The sequence below is a fragment of the Nonomuraea sp. NPDC049400 genome (assembly GCF_044466425.1).
Classification (GTDB): domain Bacteria; phylum Actinomycetota; class Actinomycetes; order Streptosporangiales; family Streptosporangiaceae; genus Nonomuraea.
On the sequence record NZ_JBITMP010000025.1, the window covers coordinates 140,001 to 161,941 of the forward strand.

At 69.5% G+C, this 21,941-nt stretch carries 24 protein-coding genes; 20 read left to right on the forward strand and 4 right to left on the reverse strand.

The window, feature by feature from the left end:
• The first annotated feature begins 452 nt into the window (after positions 1-452).
• On the forward strand, positions 453-1,742 hold the full coding sequence (gene hemL / locus ACIBVN_RS34030) for a glutamate-1-semialdehyde 2,1-aminomutase (protein ID WP_397143482.1): 1,290 nt from the start codon (positions 453-455) through the stop codon (positions 1,740-1,742).
• Positions 1,743-1,754: 12 nt separating this feature from the next.
• Here the strand turns inward: hemL and ACIBVN_RS34035 are convergent, their stop codons facing one another.
• A complete protein-coding gene (locus ACIBVN_RS34035; protein WP_397143484.1) occupies positions 1,755-2,615 on the reverse strand; it encodes an EamA family transporter in 861 nt (286 codons plus the stop codon).
• A 184-nt stretch (positions 2,616-2,799) separates the two neighbouring features.
• Here ACIBVN_RS34035 and ACIBVN_RS34040 point away from each other — a divergent pair, with 184 nt between their 5' ends.
• The 6 genes from ACIBVN_RS34040 (at position 2,800) to ccsB (ending at position 8,315) form a co-directional block, all read left to right on the forward strand.
• Positions 2,800-3,720, forward strand: coding sequence for a LysR family transcriptional regulator (locus tag ACIBVN_RS34040; protein ID WP_397143486.1), 921 nt, complete (start codon positions 2,800-2,802; stop codon positions 3,718-3,720).
• Between the two features lie 56 nt (positions 3,721-3,776).
• The gene (locus ACIBVN_RS34045) at positions 3,777-4,415 is read left to right on the forward strand and encodes a histidine phosphatase family protein (protein WP_397143488.1); all 639 of its coding nucleotides are present in this window, start codon (positions 3,777-3,779) and stop codon (positions 4,413-4,415) included.
• A gap of 71 nt (positions 4,416-4,486) precedes the next feature.
• A complete protein-coding gene (locus ACIBVN_RS34050; RefSeq protein ID WP_397143490.1) occupies positions 4,487-5,053 on the forward strand; it encodes a TlpA family protein disulfide reductase in 567 nt (188 codons plus the stop codon).
• Positions 5,046-5,768 (forward strand): cytochrome c biogenesis CcdA family protein, encoded by a 723-nt coding sequence (locus tag ACIBVN_RS34055; protein WP_397143492.1) that lies wholly within the window; start codon positions 5,046-5,048, stop codon positions 5,766-5,768. Before ACIBVN_RS34050 ends, ACIBVN_RS34055 begins: the two co-directional genes overlap by 8 nt.
• Positions 5,768-7,327 (forward strand): cytochrome c biogenesis protein ResB, encoded by a 1,560-nt coding sequence (locus ACIBVN_RS34060; protein ID WP_397143494.1) that lies wholly within the window; start codon positions 5,768-5,770, stop codon positions 7,325-7,327. The genes ACIBVN_RS34055 and ACIBVN_RS34060 overlap by 1 nt, the downstream gene beginning before the upstream one ends.
• Positions 7,317-8,315 carry a c-type cytochrome biogenesis protein CcsB gene (gene ccsB / locus ACIBVN_RS34065; protein WP_397143496.1) on the forward strand — a complete coding sequence of 333 codons (999 nt, stop codon included), beginning with the start codon at positions 7,317-7,319 and terminating at the stop codon, positions 8,313-8,315. The genes ACIBVN_RS34060 and ccsB overlap by 11 nt, the downstream gene beginning before the upstream one ends.
• 5 nt (positions 8,316-8,320) lie before the next feature.
• Here the strand turns inward: ccsB and ACIBVN_RS34070 are convergent, their stop codons facing one another.
• Positions 8,321-8,611 (reverse strand): PLD nuclease N-terminal domain-containing protein, encoded by a 291-nt coding sequence (locus ACIBVN_RS34070; protein WP_349452570.1) that lies wholly within the window; start codon positions 8,609-8,611, stop codon positions 8,321-8,323.
• A gap of 135 nt (positions 8,612-8,746) precedes the next feature.
• On the opposite strand from ACIBVN_RS34070, the gene ACIBVN_RS34075 reads away from it, so the two are divergent.
• Together ACIBVN_RS34075 and ACIBVN_RS34080 are read left to right on the forward strand one after the other, a co-directional pair.
• On the forward strand, positions 8,747-9,745 hold the full coding sequence (locus tag ACIBVN_RS34075; RefSeq protein WP_397143498.1) for a hypothetical protein: 999 nt from the start codon (positions 8,747-8,749) through the stop codon (positions 9,743-9,745).
• A gap of 10 nt (positions 9,746-9,755) precedes the next feature.
• Entirely contained in the window at positions 9,756-9,998 is a 243-nt protein-coding gene (locus ACIBVN_RS34080) for a hypothetical protein (RefSeq protein WP_397143500.1), read from the forward strand.
• Between the two features lie 144 nt (positions 9,999-10,142).
• On the opposite strand, the gene ACIBVN_RS34085 is transcribed toward ACIBVN_RS34080, so the two are convergent.
• Complete coding sequence (locus tag ACIBVN_RS34085; protein ID WP_026214226.1) at positions 10,143-10,364, reverse strand: BldC family transcriptional regulator; 222 nt, start codon at positions 10,362-10,364, stop codon at positions 10,143-10,145.
• A 257-nt stretch (positions 10,365-10,621) separates the two neighbouring features.
• Here ACIBVN_RS34085 and ACIBVN_RS34090 point away from each other — a divergent pair, with 257 nt between their 5' ends.
• A complete protein-coding gene (locus ACIBVN_RS34090) occupies positions 10,622-10,840 on the forward strand; it encodes a DUF4229 domain-containing protein (protein ID WP_349452567.1) in 219 nt (72 codons plus the stop codon).
• Here ACIBVN_RS34090 and ACIBVN_RS34095 read toward each other — a convergent pair.
• Complete coding sequence (locus tag ACIBVN_RS34095) at positions 10,837-12,042, reverse strand: hypothetical protein (RefSeq protein WP_397143502.1); 1,206 nt, start codon at positions 12,040-12,042, stop codon at positions 10,837-10,839. The genes ACIBVN_RS34090 and ACIBVN_RS34095 overlap by 4 nt on opposite strands.
• Positions 12,043-12,140: 98 nt before the next feature.
• On the opposite strand from ACIBVN_RS34095, the gene ACIBVN_RS34100 reads away from it, so the two are divergent.
• From ACIBVN_RS34100 to ACIBVN_RS34145, 10 genes are all read left to right on the forward strand, one after another.
• Positions 12,141-12,857 (forward strand): demethylmenaquinone methyltransferase, encoded by a 717-nt coding sequence (locus ACIBVN_RS34100; RefSeq protein ID WP_397143504.1) that lies wholly within the window; start codon positions 12,141-12,143, stop codon positions 12,855-12,857.
• 162 nt (positions 12,858-13,019) lie between these two features.
• Positions 13,020-14,273 (forward strand): geranylgeranyl reductase family protein, encoded by a 1,254-nt coding sequence (locus ACIBVN_RS34105; protein WP_397143506.1) that lies wholly within the window; start codon positions 13,020-13,022, stop codon positions 14,271-14,273.
• 64 nt (positions 14,274-14,337) lie between these two features.
• On the forward strand, positions 14,338-14,733 hold the full coding sequence (locus ACIBVN_RS34110; RefSeq protein ID WP_397143508.1) for an NADH-quinone oxidoreductase subunit A: 396 nt from the start codon (positions 14,338-14,340) through the stop codon (positions 14,731-14,733).
• A 2-nt stretch (positions 14,734-14,735) separates the two neighbouring features.
• Complete coding sequence (locus ACIBVN_RS34115; protein WP_349452562.1) at positions 14,736-15,287, forward strand: NADH-quinone oxidoreductase subunit B family protein; 552 nt, start codon at positions 14,736-14,738, stop codon at positions 15,285-15,287.
• The gene (locus tag ACIBVN_RS34120) at positions 15,284-15,988 is read left to right on the forward strand and encodes an NADH-quinone oxidoreductase subunit C (RefSeq protein ID WP_397143510.1); all 705 of its coding nucleotides are present in this window, start codon (positions 15,284-15,286) and stop codon (positions 15,986-15,988) included. Before ACIBVN_RS34115 ends, ACIBVN_RS34120 begins: the two co-directional genes overlap by 4 nt.
• Complete coding sequence (locus ACIBVN_RS34125; protein WP_397143512.1) at positions 15,985-17,310, forward strand: NADH-quinone oxidoreductase subunit D; 1,326 nt, start codon at positions 15,985-15,987, stop codon at positions 17,308-17,310. Before ACIBVN_RS34120 ends, ACIBVN_RS34125 begins: the two co-directional genes overlap by 4 nt.
• Complete coding sequence (nuoE, locus tag ACIBVN_RS34130; RefSeq protein WP_397143514.1) at positions 17,307-17,963, forward strand: NADH-quinone oxidoreductase subunit NuoE; 657 nt, start codon at positions 17,307-17,309, stop codon at positions 17,961-17,963. The genes ACIBVN_RS34125 and nuoE overlap by 4 nt, the downstream gene beginning before the upstream one ends.
• Entirely contained in the window at positions 17,960-19,249 is a 1,290-nt protein-coding gene (nuoF, locus tag ACIBVN_RS34135; protein ID WP_397143516.1) for an NADH-quinone oxidoreductase subunit NuoF, read from the forward strand. The genes nuoE and nuoF overlap by 4 nt, the downstream gene beginning before the upstream one ends.
• The gene (locus tag ACIBVN_RS34140) at positions 19,246-21,621 is read left to right on the forward strand and encodes an NADH-quinone oxidoreductase subunit G (protein WP_397143518.1); all 2,376 of its coding nucleotides are present in this window, start codon (positions 19,246-19,248) and stop codon (positions 21,619-21,621) included. Before nuoF ends, ACIBVN_RS34140 begins: the two co-directional genes overlap by 4 nt.
• Positions 21,618-21,941 (forward strand): NADH-quinone oxidoreductase subunit H (locus tag ACIBVN_RS34145; RefSeq protein ID WP_397143520.1); only part of this gene is annotated, 324 nt, incomplete at its 3' end. The genes ACIBVN_RS34140 and ACIBVN_RS34145, both read left to right, overlap by 4 nt.

Genomic DNA, 21,941 nt, shown 5'->3' on the forward strand with positions numbered 1-21,941 from the left:
AAAGCTCAGTGATCAAGAAGCGGCGACATGCGGCTGCTACGGCGACGCGGTGCCGCAGACGGACCTTGGACGGCCACGCAGACCGGGCTGCGTCACGAATGGGTGATGGCCTTGCGGGGATAAACGGCAGCCAGACCTCCCGGACCGGCGACGGAGCCCCCGCCGGCACGACCTTGCGCACCGGCAGGACGCTTGGTGTCAGGCTGAACCCCCATAGGTTAGGCGCGCCTCTCGTGATGGAGCCTCTGACGGCGTTCCCATTACGGCGGTGACGGCGGCTGGGTGGCGGTGGCGGCTGGAAGGGCGTGTGCTCGCGAGCGCGACGCGGAGTGCGGGCAGGGACGCCTGTGGAGGGGGCCGCTTGCACCCCGTGCCCGGTGGGGGATGCGCCTCGGCGGCGTTGATGTGCCCGTGTGGCAGGGGCGGGTGAGGGCGGGACTAACCTGGGTCGGGTGAGCCGTACGCAGAACTCCGAGGACCTGTTCGCCCGCGCCCGCCGGATCGTGCCCGGGGGCGTCAACTCTCCGGTGCGCGCGTTCGGCGCGGTCGGCGGGACGCCGCGTTTCATGGTCTCCGGCCAGGGGCCCTACATCACCGACGCGGACGGCAACCGCTACGTCGACCTGGTGTGCTCCTGGGGGCCCATGATCCTCGGGCACCGCCATCCCGCGGTCGTCGAGGCCGTGTCAGGGGCGGTCGCCAACGGGTTCTCCTACGGCACCGCCACGCCGGGCGAGGTGGAGCTGGCAGAGGAGATCGTGGCCAGGGTCGCCCCGGTCGAGAAGGTGCGCCTGGTCAGCTCGGGCACCGAGGCGACGATGAGCGCTGTGCGCCTGGCCAGGGGGTTCACCGGGCGGTCCAAGGTGGTCAAGTTCGCGGGGTGCTACCACGGGCACGTCGACGCGCTGCTGGCCGCGGCGGGGTCAGGGGTGGCGACGTTCGGGCTGCCCGACACGCCGGGCGTGACGGGGGCGTCGGCGGCGGACACGATCGTGCTGCCGTACAACTCCATCGAGGCCGTCGAGGCGGTCTTCGCGGAGGTCGAGGTCGCGTGCGTGATCACCGAGGCCTGCCCCGCGAACATGGGGATCGTCCCGCCGAAGGACGGCTTCAACACGCGGCTGCGTGAGCTGTGCACGGCCAACGGCGCGCTGCTCATCCTCGACGAGGTGCTGACGGGCTTCCGCGTCTCGTCCGCGGGCTGGTACGGCCTGGACCCGGTGGACGCCGACCTGATGACGTTCGGGAAGGTCATGGGCGGCGGTCTGCCTGCCGCGGCCTTCGGCGGGCGGGCCGACGTCATGGCCCAGCTCGCGCCCGAGGGGCCGGTCTACCAGGCGGGGACGCTGTCCGGTAACCCGCTGGCCTGCGCGGCGGGGCTGGCCACGCTGCGTGCCCTGGACGCCGAGGCGTACGCGCGGGTGGACGCCGCCGCGCTCGCCGTCGGCGACGCCGCCTCCGAGGCGCTCTCCGCGGCGGGAGTGCCGCACCGGCTGCAGCGGGCGGGCAGCCTGTTCTCGATCTTCTTCACGGACGCAGAGGTGACGAACTTCGCCGAGGCCAAGACGCAGGACACGGCCGCGTTCACCGCCTTCTTCCACGCCATGCTCGACCAGGGCGTCTACCTGCCGCCCTCGGCGTACGAGGCCTGGTTCCTGTCGGCCGCCCACGACGACGAGGCGCTCGACCGCGTCGCCGACGCTCTTCGGGCTGCCGCGAAGGCGGCCGCGGCCGTTCTCTAGGCCGTCCTGGTCCTAGAGTGCGGTAGCCAGCGCGCGGCGGGGCTTGGTGCCCGCGTACAGGACGCCCGAGACGATCAGGGCCGCCGCCACCAGCTTCAGCCAGGAGATCGGCTCGCCGGTCATCAGCGCGGCCGACGACATGCCGAACACCGGCACCAGCAGCGTGTACGGCGCCACCGTCGAAGCGTCGTACCGGCGCAGGAGCCAGCCCCAGACGCCGAAGCCGCCCAGCGTGGAGATGAACGCCACGTAGACCAGTGACAGCCAGCCCTCCACTGACGGGCTCAGGGCAGGCACGCCCTCCAGCCAGAGCGACAGGAGCAGCAGCGGGGGCGCGGAGAAGGCGCTGACCCAGACCATGAAACGCAGGGAGTCGGGCGGCGCGGCCCTGCGCTGGACCACGTTGCCGAGGCCCCAGGCGGCCGCTGCGGCCAGGCAGAGGGCGAAGGCGCCGAGCGGGCCCGACACCCCGAAGTCGAGCGCGACCAGGGCCAGGCCGCCGAAGGCGACGGCCAGTCCGAGCACGCGGCGGGCGGTGAGCCGCTCCTTGAGCAGCGTCACCGCGAACAACACGGTGAACAGCGCCTGCATCTGCAGGACGAGAGAGGTCAGCCCGGCCGGCATGCCCGCTCGCATGCCCACGAGCAGGAAACCGAACTGGCCGACCCCGATGGTGGCCGCCACCCCGGCGACCCAGCGCCACGGGACTCCTGGACGCCCCACGAACAGCAGGGCGGGGAACGCGGCCATCGTGAACCTGATGCCCGCGTACAGGAGGGGCGGGAAGTGCCGCAGCCCTACCTGCATGACCACGAAGTTGAAGCCCCAGACGGCCGCGAGGCCGACGGCGAGGGCGAGGTGGCGGGGCCGCACTCAGCGAGCGGGCTTCTGGTAGCGGATGCGCTGCTCGCGAGCCTGCTCGGCGAGCACCTTCAGGTACGAGACCGAACCGGACTGCTGCTTCTTCGACTTAAGGATTCTCATGCATCTATTTTCAATCGCTACAGATTGAAGGACAAGCGAGACTTTCTACGCTAAACCGTTTAGGCTGGCTTACATGTTGGACTTGAACCGGCTCAAGGCCCTTCACGCAGTTCACGTCTACGGGTCGGTCGGGGCGGCGGCCGACGCGCTCATGGTCACCCCGTCGGCGGTGTCCCAGCAGATCGCCAAGCTGGAGCGGGAGACCGGGGCCAGGCTCATGGAGCGCAACGGGCGCGGCGTGCGCCTGACGGACGCGGCCGGGCTGCTGGCCGAACACGCCGAGCGCATCCTCGCCCTGGTCGAGACCGCAGAGGCGGACTTCGAGGCGCTGCGCGGCGAGGTCGTCGGCCGCCTGAACATCGCCGCCTTCCCCACCGCCGTGCGCGGCCTCATGCCCGGCGCGCTCGTCGCGCTCCGGGACCGCCATCCCGACCTGTGGATCACGCTCAACGAGCGCGAGCCTGAGCGGGTGGTACGCGAGGTGGCCAGGGGCGAGCTGGACCTCGGCGTGATCCAGGACTGGCTCAACCGGCCCATGGCCCTGCCCGACGGCCTGTCCAGGGCGACGCTGCTCGACGACGTGGCCGACGTGGCGTTGCCCGCCGACCACCCGCTGGCGGACAGCAAGGAGCTGGAGCTGGCGCAGTTGCGCGGCGAGCGGTGGATCAGCGGGAGTCCCGGCACCGTCTGCCACGACTGGCTTGTCTTCACGCTGCGCAACGCCTCGGTGGAGCCCGTGATCGCCTGCATGGCCGACGAGTACCCGACCCAGCTCGCGCTGGTGGGAGGCGGGCTGGGCTGCGCGATCGTGCCGCGGCTCGGACGGGACTGCGTGCCGGGCGGCGTGCGGCTCGTCCCGATCAGGCCACGCCAGACGCGGCGCATCTACGCGGTGTGGCGAGCGGACGCGGCCCGCCGCCCGGCGATCAGGGCCACGGTGGAGGCGCTGGCGGAAGCGAGCAGGACGCAGGAGAACGCCTGGGCCGTCAACTGAGGCCCCGCCGGGTCCCAGCCAGGTGGTGAAGCGGAGCGGATAAGCTGTGCCACACCATGGCTGAAACCACCGTCGTCCACCTGCTGCGCCACGGTGAGGTGCACAATCCCGCCGGCGTGCTGTACGGCCGGCTGCCCGGCTACCACCTGTCCGAGACGGGTCAGCTCATGGCCGAGACGGTCGCCAAGACCGTGGGCGGCCGTGACATCGTCGCGCTCTACAGCTCGCCGCTGGAGCGCGCGCTGGAGACCGCGGCGCCCCTCGCCGACAAGCTCGGCCTCGGCATCGTGCAGGACGAGCGGCTGATCGAGGCGGGCAACCTGTTCGAAGGCCGCGCGGTGGGCCAGGGCCTGACAATCCTGCGAAACCCGCGTAACTACCGCTATTTCTGGAATCCGCTGCGCCCGTCCTGGGGCGAGCCGTACCCGGCCATCGTCCGGCGCATGAAGTCGATGATCGACGACGCCAGGGCCGCGGCACGCGGGCACGAGACGGTGCTAGTCAGCCATCAGCTCCCGATCTGGTCGATCAGGATGGCCGCCGAGGGCCGCAGGCTCTGGCACGACCCGCGGCGCAGGCAGTGCGCGCTGGCCAGCCTCACCTCGTTCACCTTCAACGGCGACCGCCTGGTCAGCGTCGGCTACAGCGAGCCCGCGGGATCGGTTGAGGCGGGTCCGTCCATTCCCGGGGCCTGATGTCCGGAGCGCGCGGCCTCACCGGTAGAGTTGCAAGCTCTACCGGTTGTAGTACAAGGAGATCTTCCTCCGTGCGCGCCAAGTCCATCCTCCTCGTTCTCCTGGGCCTGCTGGTCGCGGGCTGCGCCGGCAACCAGGGCGGCCAGCCGCAGGCGGGCGACACCCGCTTCGTCGCGGGCGACGGGAAGATGCAGGTGTTCGGCGCGAGCGAGCGCAAGCCGGCGCCCGCGATCCAGGGGCCGACCCTCGACGGGACCACCGCCTCGCTCGCCGCGCACAAGGGCAAGGTCGTGGTGCTCAACTTCTGGGCGTCGTGGTGCGGCCCGTGCCGCGCCGAGGCGCCGGTGCTCAAGGAGGTCGCGGCCCAGACCAAGGCCAGCGGCGTGGAGTTCATCGGCGTCGACTTCAAGGACCGCCAGGCCGACGCGCTGGCGTTCGAGCGCAACGAGAAGACCGGCTACCCGCACATCTTCGACCAGCCGGGCAAGGTGGCGCTGGCCTTCCAGGGCACGGTGCCGCCCGCGGCCATCCCGTCCACGCTGATCATCGACAAGCAGGGCAGGGTCGCCGCCAGGGCGCTCGGCGCGGTCAAGTACACCGACCTGATGAACACCGTGACCAAGGTGCGCGATGAGTGACGTCGTGGCCTCGGGCTCGCTGCTGCTCGCCGTGCCGATCGCGGTGCTGGCCGGGGTCGTGTCGTTCCTGTCGCCGTGCGTGCTGCCGCTGGTGCCCGGCTACCTGTCCTACGTGACCGGCATGAGCGCCGACCCCAGGCGGGGGCGGCTGGTGCTGGGCACGGCGCTGTTCGTGAGCGGGTTCGGGCTGGTGTTCGTGCTCAGCGGGGCGCTGTTCGGCGGGCTCGGCTCGGTCATGCTGGGCCACGCCGAGATCATCACGCGGGTGCTCGGCGTGCTGACCATCCTGCTCGGGCTGGCGTTCCTGGGCGCCATCCCCGGGCTGATGCGTGACGTGCGCATCCACAAGTTGCCGGCCGCGGGACTGGCGGGCGCGCCGCTGCTCGGGGTGGTGTTCGGGCTGGGGTGGACGCCGTGCATCGGGCCCACGCTCGCCGTCGTGCTGGCGCTCGGGCTCAACGAGGGCAGCGCCGCGCGTGGCGCCCTCCTGGCCGTCGCGTACGCCCTGGGCCTCGGACTGCCGTTCGTGGGCGCGGCGCTCGCGTACAGCAAGGCCCTGCGCACGTTCCGGGCCATCCGTAAGCACTCGCGCCTGATCACCAGGATCGGCGGCGGCCTGATGGTGGCCGTCGGAGTGCTGCTCGTGACCGGGCTGTGGGGACAGATGATCGCTGCCATGCAGGGTCTGATCGGCGCCTTCGAGCCGGTGATCTGATGAGTGTTCAGGAGCTGGCGAAGGAGCAGGAGCCCAAGCACGTCAAGCTCGGGCTGGTCGGCTGGCTGCGGTGGGGCTGGCGCACGCTCACCTCGATGAAGACGGCGCTGATCCTGCTCTTCCTGCTGGCGCTCGCCTCGGTGCCAGGCTCGCTCGTCCCTCAGCGCGGTGTCGACCCCGACAAGGTGGCGCGGCTCTACGAGCAGAGCCCCACGCTGGCCGAGTGGTACGACAGGTTCCAGCTCTTCGAGGTGTTCACCTCCGTCTGGTTCGCGGCGATCTACCTGCTGCTGTTCACCTCGCTGGTCGGCTGCATCATCCCGCGCGTCGCGACGTACGCACGCGAGCTGCGCCGCAAGCCGCCGGACGCGCCCAAGCGCCTGACGCGCCTGCCCCAATCCGCCTCCTTCGAGGGCGACCTGGACGTCGGCGAGGCCGCGCGGCGGCTGCGCAAGCTGCGCTTCCGCGTCGTGACCGGCGACGGCTGGGTCTCCGCGGAGAAGGGCTACCTGCGTGAGACCGGCAACCTGCTCTTCCACGTCGCCCTGCTGGGCATCCTGCTCTCGGTGGGCTTCGGCTCCCTGTTCGGCTACCGCGGCAACGTCCTGGTCGTGGAGGGCGACGGGTTCGCCAACACGGTGGCCGCCTACGACCGGTTCATCCCCGGCAGCCAGGTCTCGGCCGAGTCGCTGGAGCCGTTCTCCTTCCAGCTCGCCGACTTCAAGGTCGCTTACCAGGTCACGGGCGACAAGAAGGGCCAGGCGCTCGACTACACCGCCCACCTGAAGGTCAACGACTCGCCCGGCTCGCCCACCCGCGACTACGACCTCAAGGTCAACGACCCGTTGGAGAGCGACGGCACGCAGACCTACCTGATCGGCAACGGCTACGCCCCCGTCTTCAAGGTCACCGACGGCAAGGGGCAGGTGGCCTTCGAGGGCCCGGTGCCGTGCCTGATCGAGTCCAAGGCCACGATGACCTCGGGATGCGTGGTCAAGGTGCCCGACGCGCAGCCGTCGCAGCTCGGGTTCCTGCTGCAGTTCCTGCCCACCAGCGTGCCGCTGACCGACGGCACGTACGCCTCCGCCTTCCCCGGCTCGCTCAACCCCGAGGTGCAGCTCATCGGTGCCTTCACCGGCGACCTCGGTCTGCGCTCCGGCCGGCCGCAGTCGGTCTACGAGCTGGCGCCGCCCGAGGTACTGAAGAAGCTCACCCCGCTCGTCATGGGCACGAACGTGCCCAAGCCGCTCGCGGTCGGCCAGTCGATCGACCTGCCGAAGGGCGCGGGCAAGCTGGAGTTCACCGGGGTCAAGGAGTGGATCACGCTCCAGACCGCCTACGACCCCGGCCGCGTGCCCGCGCTGATCGCCGCCGCCGCGGCGGTCGTGGGTATCGCGCTGTCGTTGCAGATCCGCCGGCGCCGGGTGTTCGTACGGGTCGACAAGGGCGTGGTCGAGGTGGGCGGCCTGACCCGCACAGAGGGCTCCGCGGCGGGCTTCGCCGAGGAGTTCGCCGACATCGTCAAGGTTCTATCAGCAGGAGAAAAGGATGTCCGCTGAGCAACTCGCCGGGCTGAGCGACCTTTTCGTCGTCGCCGCCGTCCTCCTTTACGTCTTCGCCATGGTCGCCTTCGCGATCGAGCTCGCCTTCGGAAAGGGCGTCCCCGGCACGGCGGCCGTCGCCGGGCGGTCGGAGGCCAAGCAGCCTGTGGCGGTCGGAGCGGCCGCCGGCGACGTGGCCGGGAAGTTTCCCGGCGAAGGCGGCGCGGTCGGGACGCCTCCCGGCGAAGGCGCCGTGGAAGCCGGGGAGCCCGCTGCCAAGGGCCTCGGGGCGGTCTGGGTCGGCAAGGCGGCTCTGGTGCTCGCCTGGGTGGGCTGGGCCGCCAACCTCACCGCCATCGTCACCCGCGGCCTGGCGGTGGACCGGTGGCCGTGGGGCAACATGTACGAGTTCGTGGTGGCGATCTGCTTCGCCGCCGTGACCGCGTTCCTCGGCAGCCAGCTCCGCTACAACGTGCGGTTCCTCGGCGCCTTCGTGATGGTCGCGGCCGCGCTCGGCCTCGGGCTGGCGGTCAAGTTCTTCTTCACGGCCGCGGGGCCGGTGGTGCCCGCGCTGGACTCGTACTGGATCGCCATCCACGTCACCGCCGCGATCGTCGCCAGCGGCCTGTTCACGATGGCGGGCGTGTCCGGCATCCTCTACCTGGTGCGCGGCGACGGGGTGTCGCGCCTGCCGTCCCGCGCCGACCTGGAGCGGGTGGCGCACCGGGCGATCGTGTTCGCGTTCCCGGTGTGGACGTTCGCGGTGATCGCGGGGGCGCTCTGGGCGGACCGGGCGTGGGGCCGCTACTGGGGCTGGGACCCCAAGGAGGTCTGGTCGTTCATCACCTGGGTGGCCTACGCCGCCTACCTGCACGCCAAGGTGACGGCCGGATGGCGGGGCAGGGCCGCGACGATCGTGCAGCTCGTGGCGTTCGCCTGCCTGCTGTTCAACCTGGTCGGCGTCAACATCTTCATCAGCGGGCTGCACAGCTACGCCGACGTCTGATCGGCTCAGGCGTCGTCGCCGCGCATGCGGCGGTCGAGGTCGCGCAGGAAGTCGGGGTCGTCGTCCGGCCCCTTCGGCGCGCCCGGACCCGGGGGCACGGGCCAGGCGGCGCGCGGAGCACGCGGTCGCCCGCGCGCCATCCAGACGAGACCGCCGAGCAGGGGGATCAGGACGACAATCAGGATCCACAGGGCTTTTGGTACGTTCCGAACCTCGTCCTCCGGTGTGGTGACCACGTCGAACAGCGAGAAGAGCCAGAAGGCCAGCAGCGCCAGGCCGATCAGTACACCTGCCATGCCCGAACTGTAAGCCATCCGCGACGTGATCGTGCTTCCCGTTGTCCCATTTCGGGTGACTAGGGGAAGATCCGCGTCGTACCGTGGAAGCCGATGCGGCGCTCTCGCCGGACTCCACAGGCGTTGAGAGGTGCGATGGCCTTTTCTAACTCCAAGGTGTCTGGCGACAAGGGGAGACACCGGCGCGGTCGTTGGTGGCGGCGCGGGTCATATCTGTTCTCGCGCCGCGGCGAGGCGCCCCCCGACGCCGACCGCTCGTTCTGGTCCAGCGTCTCCGAGAAGCACAAGGAGGCCCGACGGGACGCCAAGGCACGCAAGGACCGCCGGGCTACCACAGACGTCCCCAGCGGGCGTCCTGAGCGGATGACGTGGCCGGGCGAAGAGGCAGGGCGCCCCTGGGACGGGTTCGCGGTGCGCGAACGCCGCGAGAGGCTGCCCGCCGCCGTGGTCGAACGCCCCCGCTACACCTGGTACGACTTCGAGCTCGACGAACAGCCAAGGGCCCAGCCCAACCGGCCCGGCGTGCCGTCCATGGGCGACGGCCTGCGCCACTGCGGCAAGCTGGAGAGCATCCTGCACCGCCAGTGGGACGCGAGGCTGGGCCCGCCCTCGGCCGACGTCGTGCGCGCCGTGGAGAGCCTCGCGAGGCTGCCCGACCGGCTCAAGGAGAAGCTCGCGGCCGGTCTGGAGGGCATCTACGTCGGCCGCGGCGGCGTCCCCGACCTCGACGACATGGGTTACTTACGCGGCGCCCCGCTCCCGTCGGGCCGCGCGACGTGGGACATCTGCGCGGGCGCGTACGGCGACCGCAAGATCGTCGTGGGCGACCGTCCCTCGCCCACCCCGGACGTGATGATGCACGAGGTCGGCCACGCCATCGACGACGTCGACTCGCCTTACGGCGACTGGGTCTCCGATTCGCCGGAGTTCGTCCGCCTCTACAACACGGCCCTGCCGCTGCTGTCCTCCACCTTCCACCGCCAGGGAGGGGGGCTGGGCCGCAAGGAGTTCTTCGCCGACGCCTTCGCCGCCATCGCCTCCCGCCAGCGTCCGGCCCTCGTGGACATGCTCGGGGGAGACACGCGGATGGCGCTCGACATCATGCTCTTCTTCAACCGGCGCTACGGAATCTAGGTGATCGGACATGTACGTCATCCGGCTCGCGGACGGGACCCTGCGCGTGCCGCAGAGCCTGACCAGCGAAGACGGGCGTCTGATCGGCAACGCGTACGTGGAGGTGCGGCCTGGTGACGCCGACTACGAACAGTGGCTGCCCGAGGCGCTGACGGAGGAGGAGGCGGCCGAGCGCCGCAAGCGCTGGGAAGCGGAGAACGACGACCTCGAGCGGGAGTTCCTGGCGTTCAAGGCGGCGCAGGAGGAAGCCTGAACAGGTAGCGGCCGGACGGGCGCCAGCCGCGATCGGCGGTTGGCGCCGCCCCATGCTTGCCGTACGGAAATGTGGCCGGGAAGCACGCGAACAGTGCGTTGCGCCGGCGGTGATCCTGCCATCGCAGGATCACCGTCTGCACGGTCAGACGCGCGGGGACTCACCTGCCGGCCTGTCGGCCGTCAAAACGTCCTCGCCTCGGAGAAGGGCGTGGACTTCCGACTCGCGGAAGCGCCGGTGCCCTCCGGGGGTGCGGATACTGCTGATGCGGCCTGCCGCAGCCCAGCGCGTAACCGTCTTTGGGTCTACCCGGAAGAGGGCGGCAACCTCTCCTGGGGTCAGCAGACGCTCGCTGCTACTCTCCACCAATCTCTCCCCCTCGCATCCCGCTTCCTGCCAGCGGGCGGACAGGTAACCAGTGTGTCGAGCGAAGCCTGATTTATCCGTGGTTTTCGACAAAGATCACGGGTTGTTATCAGCTGACTGCCCGATTGTTATATGATAGAGCCTCTTTGGGGCTCTCGTGGGTGTTTCTTTACGAAACTCCCTGACTGGGAACAGTAGCAGCGCTCGCGTCCGATGCGAAGAGCGACCGGTCCACAGGGCCGAGTAACCTCGAACCTGTGCGTCCCGTTCTCGTTTACACCTTGTCGCGGATCGGCCTGTTTGCGGTGACCCTCGTGGTGCTCTTGCTGCTCGGCCTGCAAAACCCGCTGGTGCTGATCGTCGTGTCTTTCTTGATCAGCGGCATAGCCAGCTACGTCCTGCTCAGCAAGCAGCGCGACGCCATGAGCGAACGTATCAGCAACAAGATCGACCGGCCGAAGCCTGAGGACGACTAGGGCTGAGGGAACATGCCAATCCGGGCATGGTACTCCCGTCCGAGTCGGGTTGTGTCGCTACCGACAAGTAGTCCGCTGGGATGCGCGTAAAACGCCTTCACGCCGATGCCGCGCTCCCGCGTCGGATTCCAACTCAGGGCCTTACCCGTGGTCGGATGAATGGCCCCAATGCCGGGCCGTGACACCGCCCCCGGGCCTGCCGAGTCGCGGCCCCGCGGATTGTCCAGCCAGCGCTGATGCCCGCCGACGTAGACCGCCGCGCCCGTCACGCAAACCGAGTAGAGCGAGTCGCCTCCCGTGCTGTTGACCCAGGTGGGCTTGACCCGGGTGCCCTTAGCGTACGTCTCGAATCTCGCGGTCGTGTCGCACATCCCGCCCTTGGGGCCCCCTGTGGTGACGACCGCGAAATAACGCCCGTCGGGCGAGAAATCCAGGCCGCGCACGTACGACGGGAATGCCTCCGCGCACCGGCCCGCGTACGCCTCGGTCCGCCAGGGGGCGACCCTGGCGGTGGGTCCGCTGATGTCGATCAGCCCGAGCTGCGGCCTGGAGTGGCCGCCGAGCGTGGTGAACGAGCCGTCCACGGCGAGCCGATGACGGGTGGCGGCGATCGCGTGGACCTTGACGTTGTCCGTGAGCGGCCCGCCCGGCGTGATGGCGAACGCCGGGTCGGCGGCGCCCGTGGTCGCGTCGAGCCTGGCCAGCGCGGTGCGCGGGCTGATGAAGTCGCCGCCGACGTAAAGCTTCGAGCCCTGCCTGACCAGCGCGCTCACCATGCCGCCGCCGATGCGGGGCGCGAACCCGGCCACGAGCGAGCCGTCGGAGAGCTTGAGCCTGGCCAGCGACCTGGACCGCGTGTTGTTGACGCCGGTGAACTCGCCGCCGACGTAGACGGTGCCGCTGTCGCCGGCGGCCAGGCCGTACACCGGGCCAGGGACGATCGGCGCGAAGTCCTGGAGGATGCGGCCTGTGGTCAGGTCGTAGGCGAACAGGTTGGCGCGCGGGTACGTCGTGGTGCGGGCGGCGTCGCTCACCTCGCTGAACGAACCGCCGACCACGACGGTCCCGCCCACCACCGTGATGGCGTTGACGATGCCGTCGAGCACGTGCGGGGTGCTGTCGACCGGGTCGGCGGAGACCACGCGGACATGCGGCGTGGGGGCCGAGGCGAGAATCGCGGCAAGGGCGACACGGGCAAGCATTCGCCAATTGTTAGCAGACATTCGGTAGTCAGGTGACTACTTTTTGTGTCTGCGGCCTCCACCTGCTGGCGGATGTGGCCTCCCAATAGGCTTTGCATATGACGCGCGCTCAATTGGACAAACAGCCGGACGAGGTCGCCGCGATGTTCGATCGCACCGCCCGGCGCTACGACCTGGTCAATGACGTGATCTCCCTCGGACAGGTCAGGCTCTGGCGCAAGGCGGTGGCCGCGGCCATCGACGCGGGTCCTGGCGAGCTCGTGCTCGACCTGGGAGCCGGCACCGGCACGTCCACCGACGCGTTCACCACGCTGGGCGCGCGGGCCATCGCGTCCGACTTCTCGCTGGGGATGCTCCGCACCGGCGTCCGGCGCCACGGCGGCAACGCGCTGTCGGGCGACGGGGTGCCGTTCATCGCGGGCGACGCGATGCGGCTGCCGTTCGCCGACGACTCCTTCGACGCGGTGACGATCTCGGTGGCGCTGCGCAACGTGCACGACACCGCGCTGGCGCTGCGCGAGATGCTGCGCGTGACGAGGCCCGGCGGGCGGCTGGTGGTGCTGGAGTTCTCGCATGTCACCTTCGCGCCGTTCGATCTGGTCTATCGCGAATATCTGATGAGGCTGCTGCCGAAAGTGGCCAAGGTGTTCGGGTCCAATGACGATTCCTATGAATATCTGGCGGAGTCGATCAGGGATTGGCCCGACCAGCCGACGCTGGCCCGGACGATTCAGGAGGCCGGCTGGGAGCGGGTGGCGTGGCGCAATCTCACGATGGGGATCGTGGCCATGCACAGAGGGTTCAAGCCGCAGTGAGACCACACGCGACACGCCGTTCCTCTTGGATCACGGAACGGCCCCCCGACTGCCACTATGTACTGGAAAAGCAGTAGACTGCAGGCCGACAAGTTTGTGAAGGGGTTCACAAAGGAACGAAGGCGGCACACCCCCGAGGCCTTCGAAGGACAGGACAGTCCAGTGACGGTGCCATCAGCCACGCAGGTAGACGCCGACGTCATCGTCGTCGGCGCCGGTCCCGCAGGTTCCGCGACCGCCTTTTACCTCGCTCGATCCGGGCTAGACGTGCTGCTCCTGGAGAAGACCAGGTTCCCCCGTGAGAAGGTCTGCGGCGACGGCCTCACCCCGCGCGCGGTCAAGCAACTGCTCAACATGGGCGTCGACATCGACGCCCCCGGCTGGGTCAGGAACAAGGGCCTGCGCGTCGTCGGCGGTGGCCTGCGGTTCGACCTCGACTGGCCCCAGCTCGAGCGCTTCCCCGACTTCGGGCTCGTACGCACCCGCCAGGACTTCGACGAGATCCTCGCCGCCAACGCGGTCAAGAACGGCGTGCGGATGGTGGAGGGCGTCACCGTGACGGGGCCCATCCTCGACGACCGCAGCGGCCACATCGTCGGCGTGACGACCAAGGACGGGGGCGAATACCGCAGCCGCCTGGTGGTGGCCGCCGACGGCAACAGCACCCGTCTTGCCGTGGGCATGGGGCTGCACAAGCGGGAAGACCGGCCGATGGGCGTGGCCGTGCGGACGTACTTCGAGAGCCCGCGCCACGACGACGACTACCTCGAGATCTGGCTGGAGCTGCGGGCGGAGGACAAGCTGCTGCCCGGCTACGGCTGGATCTTCGGCGTCGGCGACGGCACCGCCAACGTGGGGCTCGGGCTGCTCAACACGAGCGCCGAGTTCAAGAACATCGACTACCGTGACCTGCTGCGGCGCTGGTGCAAGGCCATGCCCGCCGAGTGGGAGTTCACCGAGGAGAACATGACGGCCCCCATCCGCGGCGCCGCGCTCCCGATGGCCTTCAACCGGCAGCCGCACTACTCGCGTGGCCTGATGCTCGTGGGCGACTCGGGCGGGTCGATCAACCCGTTCAACGGCGAGGGCATCGCCTACGCCATGGAGACCGGCGAGATCGCCGCCGAGATCATCGTGAAGGCGCTCAAGGGCACCACCCCCGCGCAGCGCGAACGCACCCTGCGGACCTATCCTCAGGTGCTGAAGGACGCGTACGGCGGATATTTCACGCTCGGCAGGTTGTTCGTCGAGGCAATTGGGAAGCCGGGTGTGATGAGCTTTGGCACCAGGCACGGGCTCCCTCACCCGAGGCTGATGCGCTTCGCCATCAAACTCCTTGGTAATCTCACCGACCGGCGAGGCGATGCGTCCGACATGATCATTAACGCACTCTCAAAGGTCGCCCCACCAGCATGAATCTCAGAACTAACAGATCCGGCTGCGCGCCCGCGCGCGCGGCGACTCCAGAGGAGGCGTAGCGATGGACCTTTACATGCCCATCCTGGTGCTCGCCGTTCTCGCGGGGGGCTTCGCGATCTTCTCGGTCGCCATCGCTCCCTTCACCGGTCCCAAGCGCTGGAACCGCGCCAAGCTCGACGCCTATGAATGCGGTATCGAGCCGACGCCCCAGCCTGTCGGTGGTGGACGGTTCCCGCTCAAATACATGATCACCGCGATGCTCTTCATCGTGTTCGACATCGAGATCATCTTCCTTTACCCGTGGGCGGTCTCGTTCGCGCCGCAGACGAACGACGCGGGCCAGGTGCTCTCCTCAGGCCTGGGGCTGTTCGCGCTCGTGGAGATGCTGCTGTTCATCGTCACCGTGCTCGTGGCCTACGCGTACGTGTGGCGCCGCAAGGGTCTGGACTGGGACTGAAAATGGGACTTGAAGAGAAACTCCCCAGCGGGTTCATCCTCAGCACGGTCGAGGCGGCCGCCGGATGGGCGCGCAAAAACTCCGTGTGGCCGGCCACGTTCGGTCTCGCCTGTTGCGCCATCGAGCTGATGGCCACCGGTGGCCCCCACTACGACCTCGCGCGCTTCGGCATGGAGCGCGCTTCGGCGTCTCCCCGGCAGGCCGACCTGATGATCGTCGCCGGGCGCGTCTCGCAGAAGATGGCCCCCGTGCTGCGGCAGATCTACGACCAGATGGCCGAGCCGAAGTGGGTCATCTCCATGGGCGTGTGCGCCTCCAGCGGCGGCATGTTCAACAACTACGCGATCGTCCAGGGCGTCGACCATGTCGTGCCCGTCGACATCTACCTGCCCGGCTGCCCGCCGCGGCCCGAGATGCTGATCGACGCGATCGTGAAGCTGCACGACAAGATCCAGAACATGAAGTTCGGCGCGCACCGGGCCAAGCAGATCGAGGAGCTCGAGCTCCAGGCGCTGCGCCCGCTGCCGCTGATCGACCAGGGGGCCGCGAAGTGACTTCGCCCGACAACCTCCCCGGCAGCCCGGACAGCGGCGAGACCCCCGAGGTCCCGGTTCCCGCAGTGCCGGAAGCGCCGATCGCCAGGCACGGCATGTTCGGCGCCCAGGACTCCGGTGACACCTCCGGCTACGGCGGCCTCGTCGTGCGCCGGGCGCCGCAGCTGTCCACGCCCCGCCCGTACGGCGGCTACTTCGACGAGATCGTCGACGCCCTCGGGCTCGACGACGCCATCGAGCGCGTGGTGGTCGACCGCGGCGAGCTGACCCTGCACGTCAAGCGCGAGCGGCTGGTCGAGGTCTGCCAGAAGCTGCGCGACGACCCCGCGCTGCGTTTCGAGCTCTCGCTCGGCGTGTCCGGCGTGCACTACCCGCACCTGGCGGGCGAGGAGCTGCACGCGGTCATCCACCTGTGCTCGGTCACCCACAACCGGCGCGTGCGCGTCGAGGCCAGCGCGCCCGACTCCGACCCGCACATTCCATCGACTGTCGGCGTTTACCCTGGTCACGACTGGCATGAGCGCGAGGCGTACGACTTCTTCGGGATCATCTTCGACGGTCATCCCGCGCTCACCCGGATCATGATGCCGGACGACTGGGACGGCCACCCCCAGCGGAAGGACTACCCGCTCGGCGGCATCCCGGTCGAGTACCGGGGCGCCACCATCCCCGCGCCCGACCAGAGGAGGAGCTACTCGTGAGCACTGCTTACGACGAGGCGACCGAGGGCAAGGTCTACTCGGTCAACGGCGGCGACTGGGACCAGGTCGTCACCGGGGCGCGCGACACCGAAGAAGAGCGCCTGGTCGTCAACATGGGCCCGCAGCACCCGTCCACGCACGGCGTGCTCCGCCTGGTCCTGACGCTCGACGGTGAGACGGTGACCGAGGCGCGCAGCGTCATCGGCTACCTGCACACCGGCATCGAGAAGAACATGGAGTTCCGGACGTGGACGCAGGGCACCACGTTCGTGACCCGCATGGACTACCTCTCGCCGATCTTCAACGAGACGGCGTACTGCCTGGGCGTGGAGAAGCTGCTCGGCATCGAGGACCGCATCCCGGACCGGGCACAGGCCATCCGCGTGATGATGATGGAGCTCAACCGCATCTCCTCGCACCTGGTCGCGATGGGCACGTTCGGCATGGAGCTGGGCGCGACCACGCCGTTCCTGTTCGGCTACCGCGACCGCGAGCTGATCATGGACCTCTTCGAGTACATCACCGGTCTGCGCATGAACCACGCCTACATCAGGCCGGGCGGCGTGAGCGTCGACCTGCCCGCGGGCGCGGTCGACAAGATCGGTGAGTTCCTCAAGGAGATGCCCAAGCGGATCAAGGACGTCCGCAAGCTCCTCGACGAGAACCCCGTCTACGTGCGCCGCACCAGGGACGTGGGCTACCTCGACCTGACCGGCTGCATGGCCCTGGGCATCACCGGGCCGATCCTGCGCGCCGCCGGTCTGCCCTGGGACCTGCGCAAGTCGCAGCCGTACTGCGGCTACGAGACGTACGAGTTCGACGTCGCCACCGAGCGCGGCTGCGACGTCTACTCGCGCTACCTCGTGCGCATGAAGGAGATGGAAGAGTCCCTCAAGATCGTCGAGCAGGCCCTGGACCGCATCGCGGGTCCGCTCAAGGGCGACCCGGTGATGATCGAGGACAAGAAGATCGGCTGGCCCGCGCAGCTCGCGCTCGGCCCCGACGGGTTCGGCAACTCGCCCGACCACATCGCCCACATCATGGGCACCTCGATGGAGGCGCTCATCCACCACTTCAAGCTGGTGACCGAGGGCTTCCGGGTGCCGGCCGGGCAGGCGTACGCCAGCATCGAGTCGCCCAAGGGCGAGCTCGGCGCCCACGTGGTCAGCGACGGCGGCACCCGCCCCTACCGCGTGCACTTCCGCGAGCCGTCCTTCTGCAACCTGCAGGGCTTCCCCGCCATGGCGGAGGGCGGCCAGGTCGCCGACGTGATCGCCGCGGTGGCTTCTATCGACCCCGTCATGGGAGGTGTGGACCGGTGACTTACTCACCGGATGTCCGTGAGCGTCTGGAGCGGGACGCCAAGGAGATCATCGGGCGTTACCCGAAGACGCGGTCCGCCCTGCTGCCGCTGCTCCACCTCGTGCAGTCGGAGGACGGCTACGTCTCCGACGACGGGCAGGAGTTCTGTGCCGAGATGCTCGGCATCAGCAAGGCCGAGGTCACGGGCGTCGCGACCTTCTACACCATGTACAAGCGCAAGCCCGCCGGCGACTATCACGTCGGCGTGTGCATCAACGCGCTGTGCGCGGTCATGGGCGGCGACCAGATCTGGGACGAGCTGTCCGAGCACGTCGGCGTCGGTCACGAGGAGACGACCTCGGACGGCAAGGTCTCGCTGGAGCGCCTCGAGTGCAACGCGGCCTGCGACTTCGCCCCGGTCATGATGGTCAACTGGGAGTTCTTCGACAACCAGACCCCCGAGACGGCCAAGCAGCTCGTCGACGACCTGCGTGACGGCAAGGACGTGCGGCCGACCCGCGGCCCGAAGAAGCTGTGCACCTTCAAGGAGGCCTCGCGCGTGCTCGCCGGCCTGCCCGACGAACTGGCGGGCGACGGCCCGTCGGCCGCCGGCGCCTCGCTCGAGGGCCTGAAGGTCGCCAAGGCCAACGGATGGAAGGCCCCCGAGGCATGAGCACGACTTTGACTCCGGTCCTGACAGCGAACTGGGACCAGCCCAACTCCTTCACCGTCGACGTCTACGGCGAGTACGAGGCGGCGAAGAAGGCGCTGGGCATGGACCCCGACGCCGTCATCCAGGCCGTCAAGGACTCCGGCCTGCGCGGCCGCGGCGGCGCGGGCTTCCCGACCGGCATGAAGTGGGGCTTCATCCCGCAGGGCGACGGCAAGCCGCACTATCTCGTCGTCAACGCCGACGAGTCGGAGCCGGGCACCTGCAAGGACATCCCGCTGATGATGGCCAACCCGCACGCGCTGGTCGAGGGCATCATCATCACCTCGTACGCGATCCGGGCCAACCACGCCTTCATCTACGTGCGCGGCGAGGTGCTCCACGTCATCCGGCGGCTGCACGCGGCCGTGCGGGAGGCGTACGAGAAGGGCTACCTCGGCACCGACATCTTCGGCTCCGGCTTCGACCTCGAGCTGGTCGTGCACAGCGGCGCGGGCGCCTACATCTGCGGCGAGGAGACGGCGCTGCTCGACTCGCTCGAGGGCTTCAGAGGTCAACCGCGACTCAAGCCCCCGTTCCCCGCCGTGGCGGGCCTGTACGCCTCGCCTACTGTCGTGAACAACGTCGAGTCGATCGCCAGTGTTCCCTCGATCATCGGCAACGGCGCTGACTGGTTCGCCGGGATGGGCACCGAGAAGTCCAAGGGCTTCGGCATCTTCTCGCTGAGCGGCCACGTCACCAGGCCCGGCCAGTACGAGGCGCCGCTCGGCATCACGCTGCGCGAGCTCCTCGACATGGCGGGCGGCATCAGGGCCGGCCACCAGATCAAGTTCTGGACCCCGGGCGGCTCCTCCACGCCGATCTTCACTGATGAGCACCTCGACGTGCCGCTCGACTTCGAGGCGGTCGGCGCCAAGGGCTCCATGCTCGGCACCCGCGCCCTGCAGATCTTCGACGAGACCACCTGCGTGGTCCGCACGGTGCTGCGCTGGACCGAGTTCTACGCCCACGAGTCCTGCGGCAAGTGCACGCCCTGCCGCGAGGGCACGTACTGGCTCAAGCAGGTGCTCAAGCGCCTGGAGAAGGGCCAGGGCACCGAGGAGGACCTGACCACGATCACCGACATCGCGGACAACATCCTCGGGCGTTCGTTCTGCGCCCTGGGCGACGGCGCGACCAGCCCGATCCACTCCTCCGTGAAGTACTTCCGCGACGAGTACCTCAAGCACTTCGAGATCGGCGGCTGCCCGTTCGACCCGAAGAAGTCCACTCTCTGGGGTGAGCAGTGACAGTCGTAGAGACCGAGACGAACCTGGTGACCCTGACCATCGACGGGTTCCAGGTCAGTGTCCCCAAGGGCACGTTGATCATCAGGGCCGCCGAGCTGCTGGGCATCCAGATCCCCAGGTTCTGTGACCACCCGCTGCTCGACCCGGCGGCCAACTGCCGCCAGTGCCTCGTCGACATCCCCGACGCGGGCAACGGCCGCGGCTTCCCCAAGCCGCAGCCGTCGTGCGCGATCGAGGTGGCCGAGGGCATGGTCGTGCAGACGCAGCTCACCTCGCCGGTCGCCGAGAAGGCGCAGCGCGGGGCCATGGAGCTGCTGCTGATGAACCACCCGCTCGACTGCCCGGTCTGCGACAAGGGCGGCGAGTGCCCCCTGCAGAACCAGGCCATGTCCAACGGCCAGGGCGAGTCCAGGTTCCAGGAGCAGAAGCGGACCTTCCCCAAGCCGCTGCCGCTGTCCACGCAGGTGCTGCTCGACCGCGAGCGCTGCGTCCAGTGCGCCCGGTGCATCCGCTTCTCCGACCAGATCGCCGGTGACCCGCTCATCGAGTTCTTCGAGCGCGGGGCCAAGGAGCAGGTGCGGGTCGCCGACGGCAAGCCGTTCAACTCCTACTTCTCCGGCAACACGGTGCAGATCTGCCCGGTCGGCGCGCTGACCGGCGCCGCCTACCGGTTCAGGGCCCGCCCGTTCGACCTCGTCTCCACGCCGAGCGCGTGCGAGCACTGCGCCGCCGGCTGCGCCCAGCGCACCGACCACCGGCGCGGCCGGGTCACCCGCCGCCTGGCGGGCAACGACCCGCAGGTGAACGAGGAGTGGAACTGCGACAAGGGCCGCTGGGCCTTCACCTACGCCCAGCAGCCCGACCGGCTCAAGACGCCGCTGGTCCGCAACGAGGAGGGCGTGCTGGTGCCGGCCTCGTGGCCGGAGGCGCTGACGGTGGCGGCCGAGGGCCTGGCCAAGGCGCGCGGCAAGGCCGGCGTGCTGGTCGGCGGCCGGGTCACGGTCGAGGACGCGTACGCGTACGCGAAGTTCGCCCGGATTGCCCTGCACAGCAACGACATCGACTTCCGCGCCAGGCCGCACTCCACGGAGGAGGCGCAGTTCCTGGCCCACGCGGTGGCCGGCAAGGGCATCGAGATCAACTACACCGACCTCGAGCAGGCGCCCCACGTGCTGCTCGTCGGGTTCGAGCCCGAGGAGGAGTCGCCGATCGTCTTCCTGCGCCTGCGCAAGGCGTGGAAGAAGAAGGGGCTCAAGGTCACCTCGATCGCCCCGTTCGCCTCGCCCGGGCTGGAGAAGATGGGCGGCACGCTCATCCGCACCGCGCCGGGCGGCGAGGCGGACGCCATCGGAGACCTGGTCGGCACGCTGACCGAGGGCACGATCGTGCTCGCGGGAGAGCGCCTCGCAACCGTGCCGGGCGCCCTGTCCGCCCTCGTACGGCTCGCCAACGCCTCCGACGCCAGGCTTGCCTGGATCCCGCGCAGGGCGGGCGAGCGCGGCGCCATCGAGGCCGGCGCGCTGCCCAACCTGCTGCCGATCGGCCGCCCGGTCGACGACGAGACCGCCAGGGCCGAGGTCGCCAGGGCGTGGGACGTGGCCTCGCTGCCCGCCACGCCGGGCCGCGACACCTCCGGCATCCTGGCGGCCGCCCGCGCCGGCGAGCTGGACGCCCTGGTCGTGGCCGGTGTCGACCCGTACGACCTGGCCCACCCGGCGGCGGCGCTCGAGGCCCTCGAGCACACGCCGTTCATCGTCAGCCTGGAGATCCGTGCCAGCGCCGTCACCGACCGCGCCGACGTGGTCCTGCCCGTCGCCGCCGTTCAGGAGAAGAGCGGCACGTTCGTCAACTGGGAGGGCAGGGGCCGCTCGTTCGAGGCGCCGCTCAAGGTGCCGGGCCTGCAGAGCGACCTGGCCGTGATCGGCAACCTGGCCGACCGGATGGACGTCCACCTGGGCCTGCCGGACGCCAAGGCCGCCAGGCGCGAGCTGTCCAGCCTGGGCGCGTGGCGCGGCAGCCGCGTCACCGCGCCGCACACCGCCACCCGCGCCCAGGCCGCCCCGTCGGCCGGCGAGGCGCTGCTGGCGACCTGGCACCTGCTGCTCGACGAGGGCAGGCTGCAGGACGGCGAGCCGTACCTCGCGGGCACCGCCCGCGCCGCCGAGGCACTGGTCTCCGAGAGCACGGCGGCCGAGCTCGGCGTCGCGGACGGCGACAAGCTCGTCGTGGGCGACAGCGTCACCCTGCCCGTGCGCGTCGCCGACCTGCCGGACCGGGTCGTCTGGGTGCCTGCGAACTCCGGCGGCTGCTCGGTCACCCGTGACCTGCACGCGGTGGCCGGCGACATCGTCACCATCGGGAGCGCCTCATGACCCACGTTCTCGCGGCCGATCCCACCCTCGCCGACTTCGGCAAGGACCCGCTGTGGATCACGATCATCAAGGCCGTGCTGCTCTTCGCCTTCCTGATGCTGGGCATCCTGTTCGGCGTCTGGTTCGAGCGGAAACTCATCTCCAGGATGCAGAACCGGTACGGCCCCAACCGGGCCGGTAAGTTCGGCCTGCTGCAGTCGGTGGCCGACGGCCTGAAGATGGGTCTGAAGGAGGACCTCTTCCCGCGGACCGTGGACAAGGTGCTCTACCTGCTGGCCCCGGTCATCATGGTGGTGCCGGCGTTCCTGGCCTTCTCGATC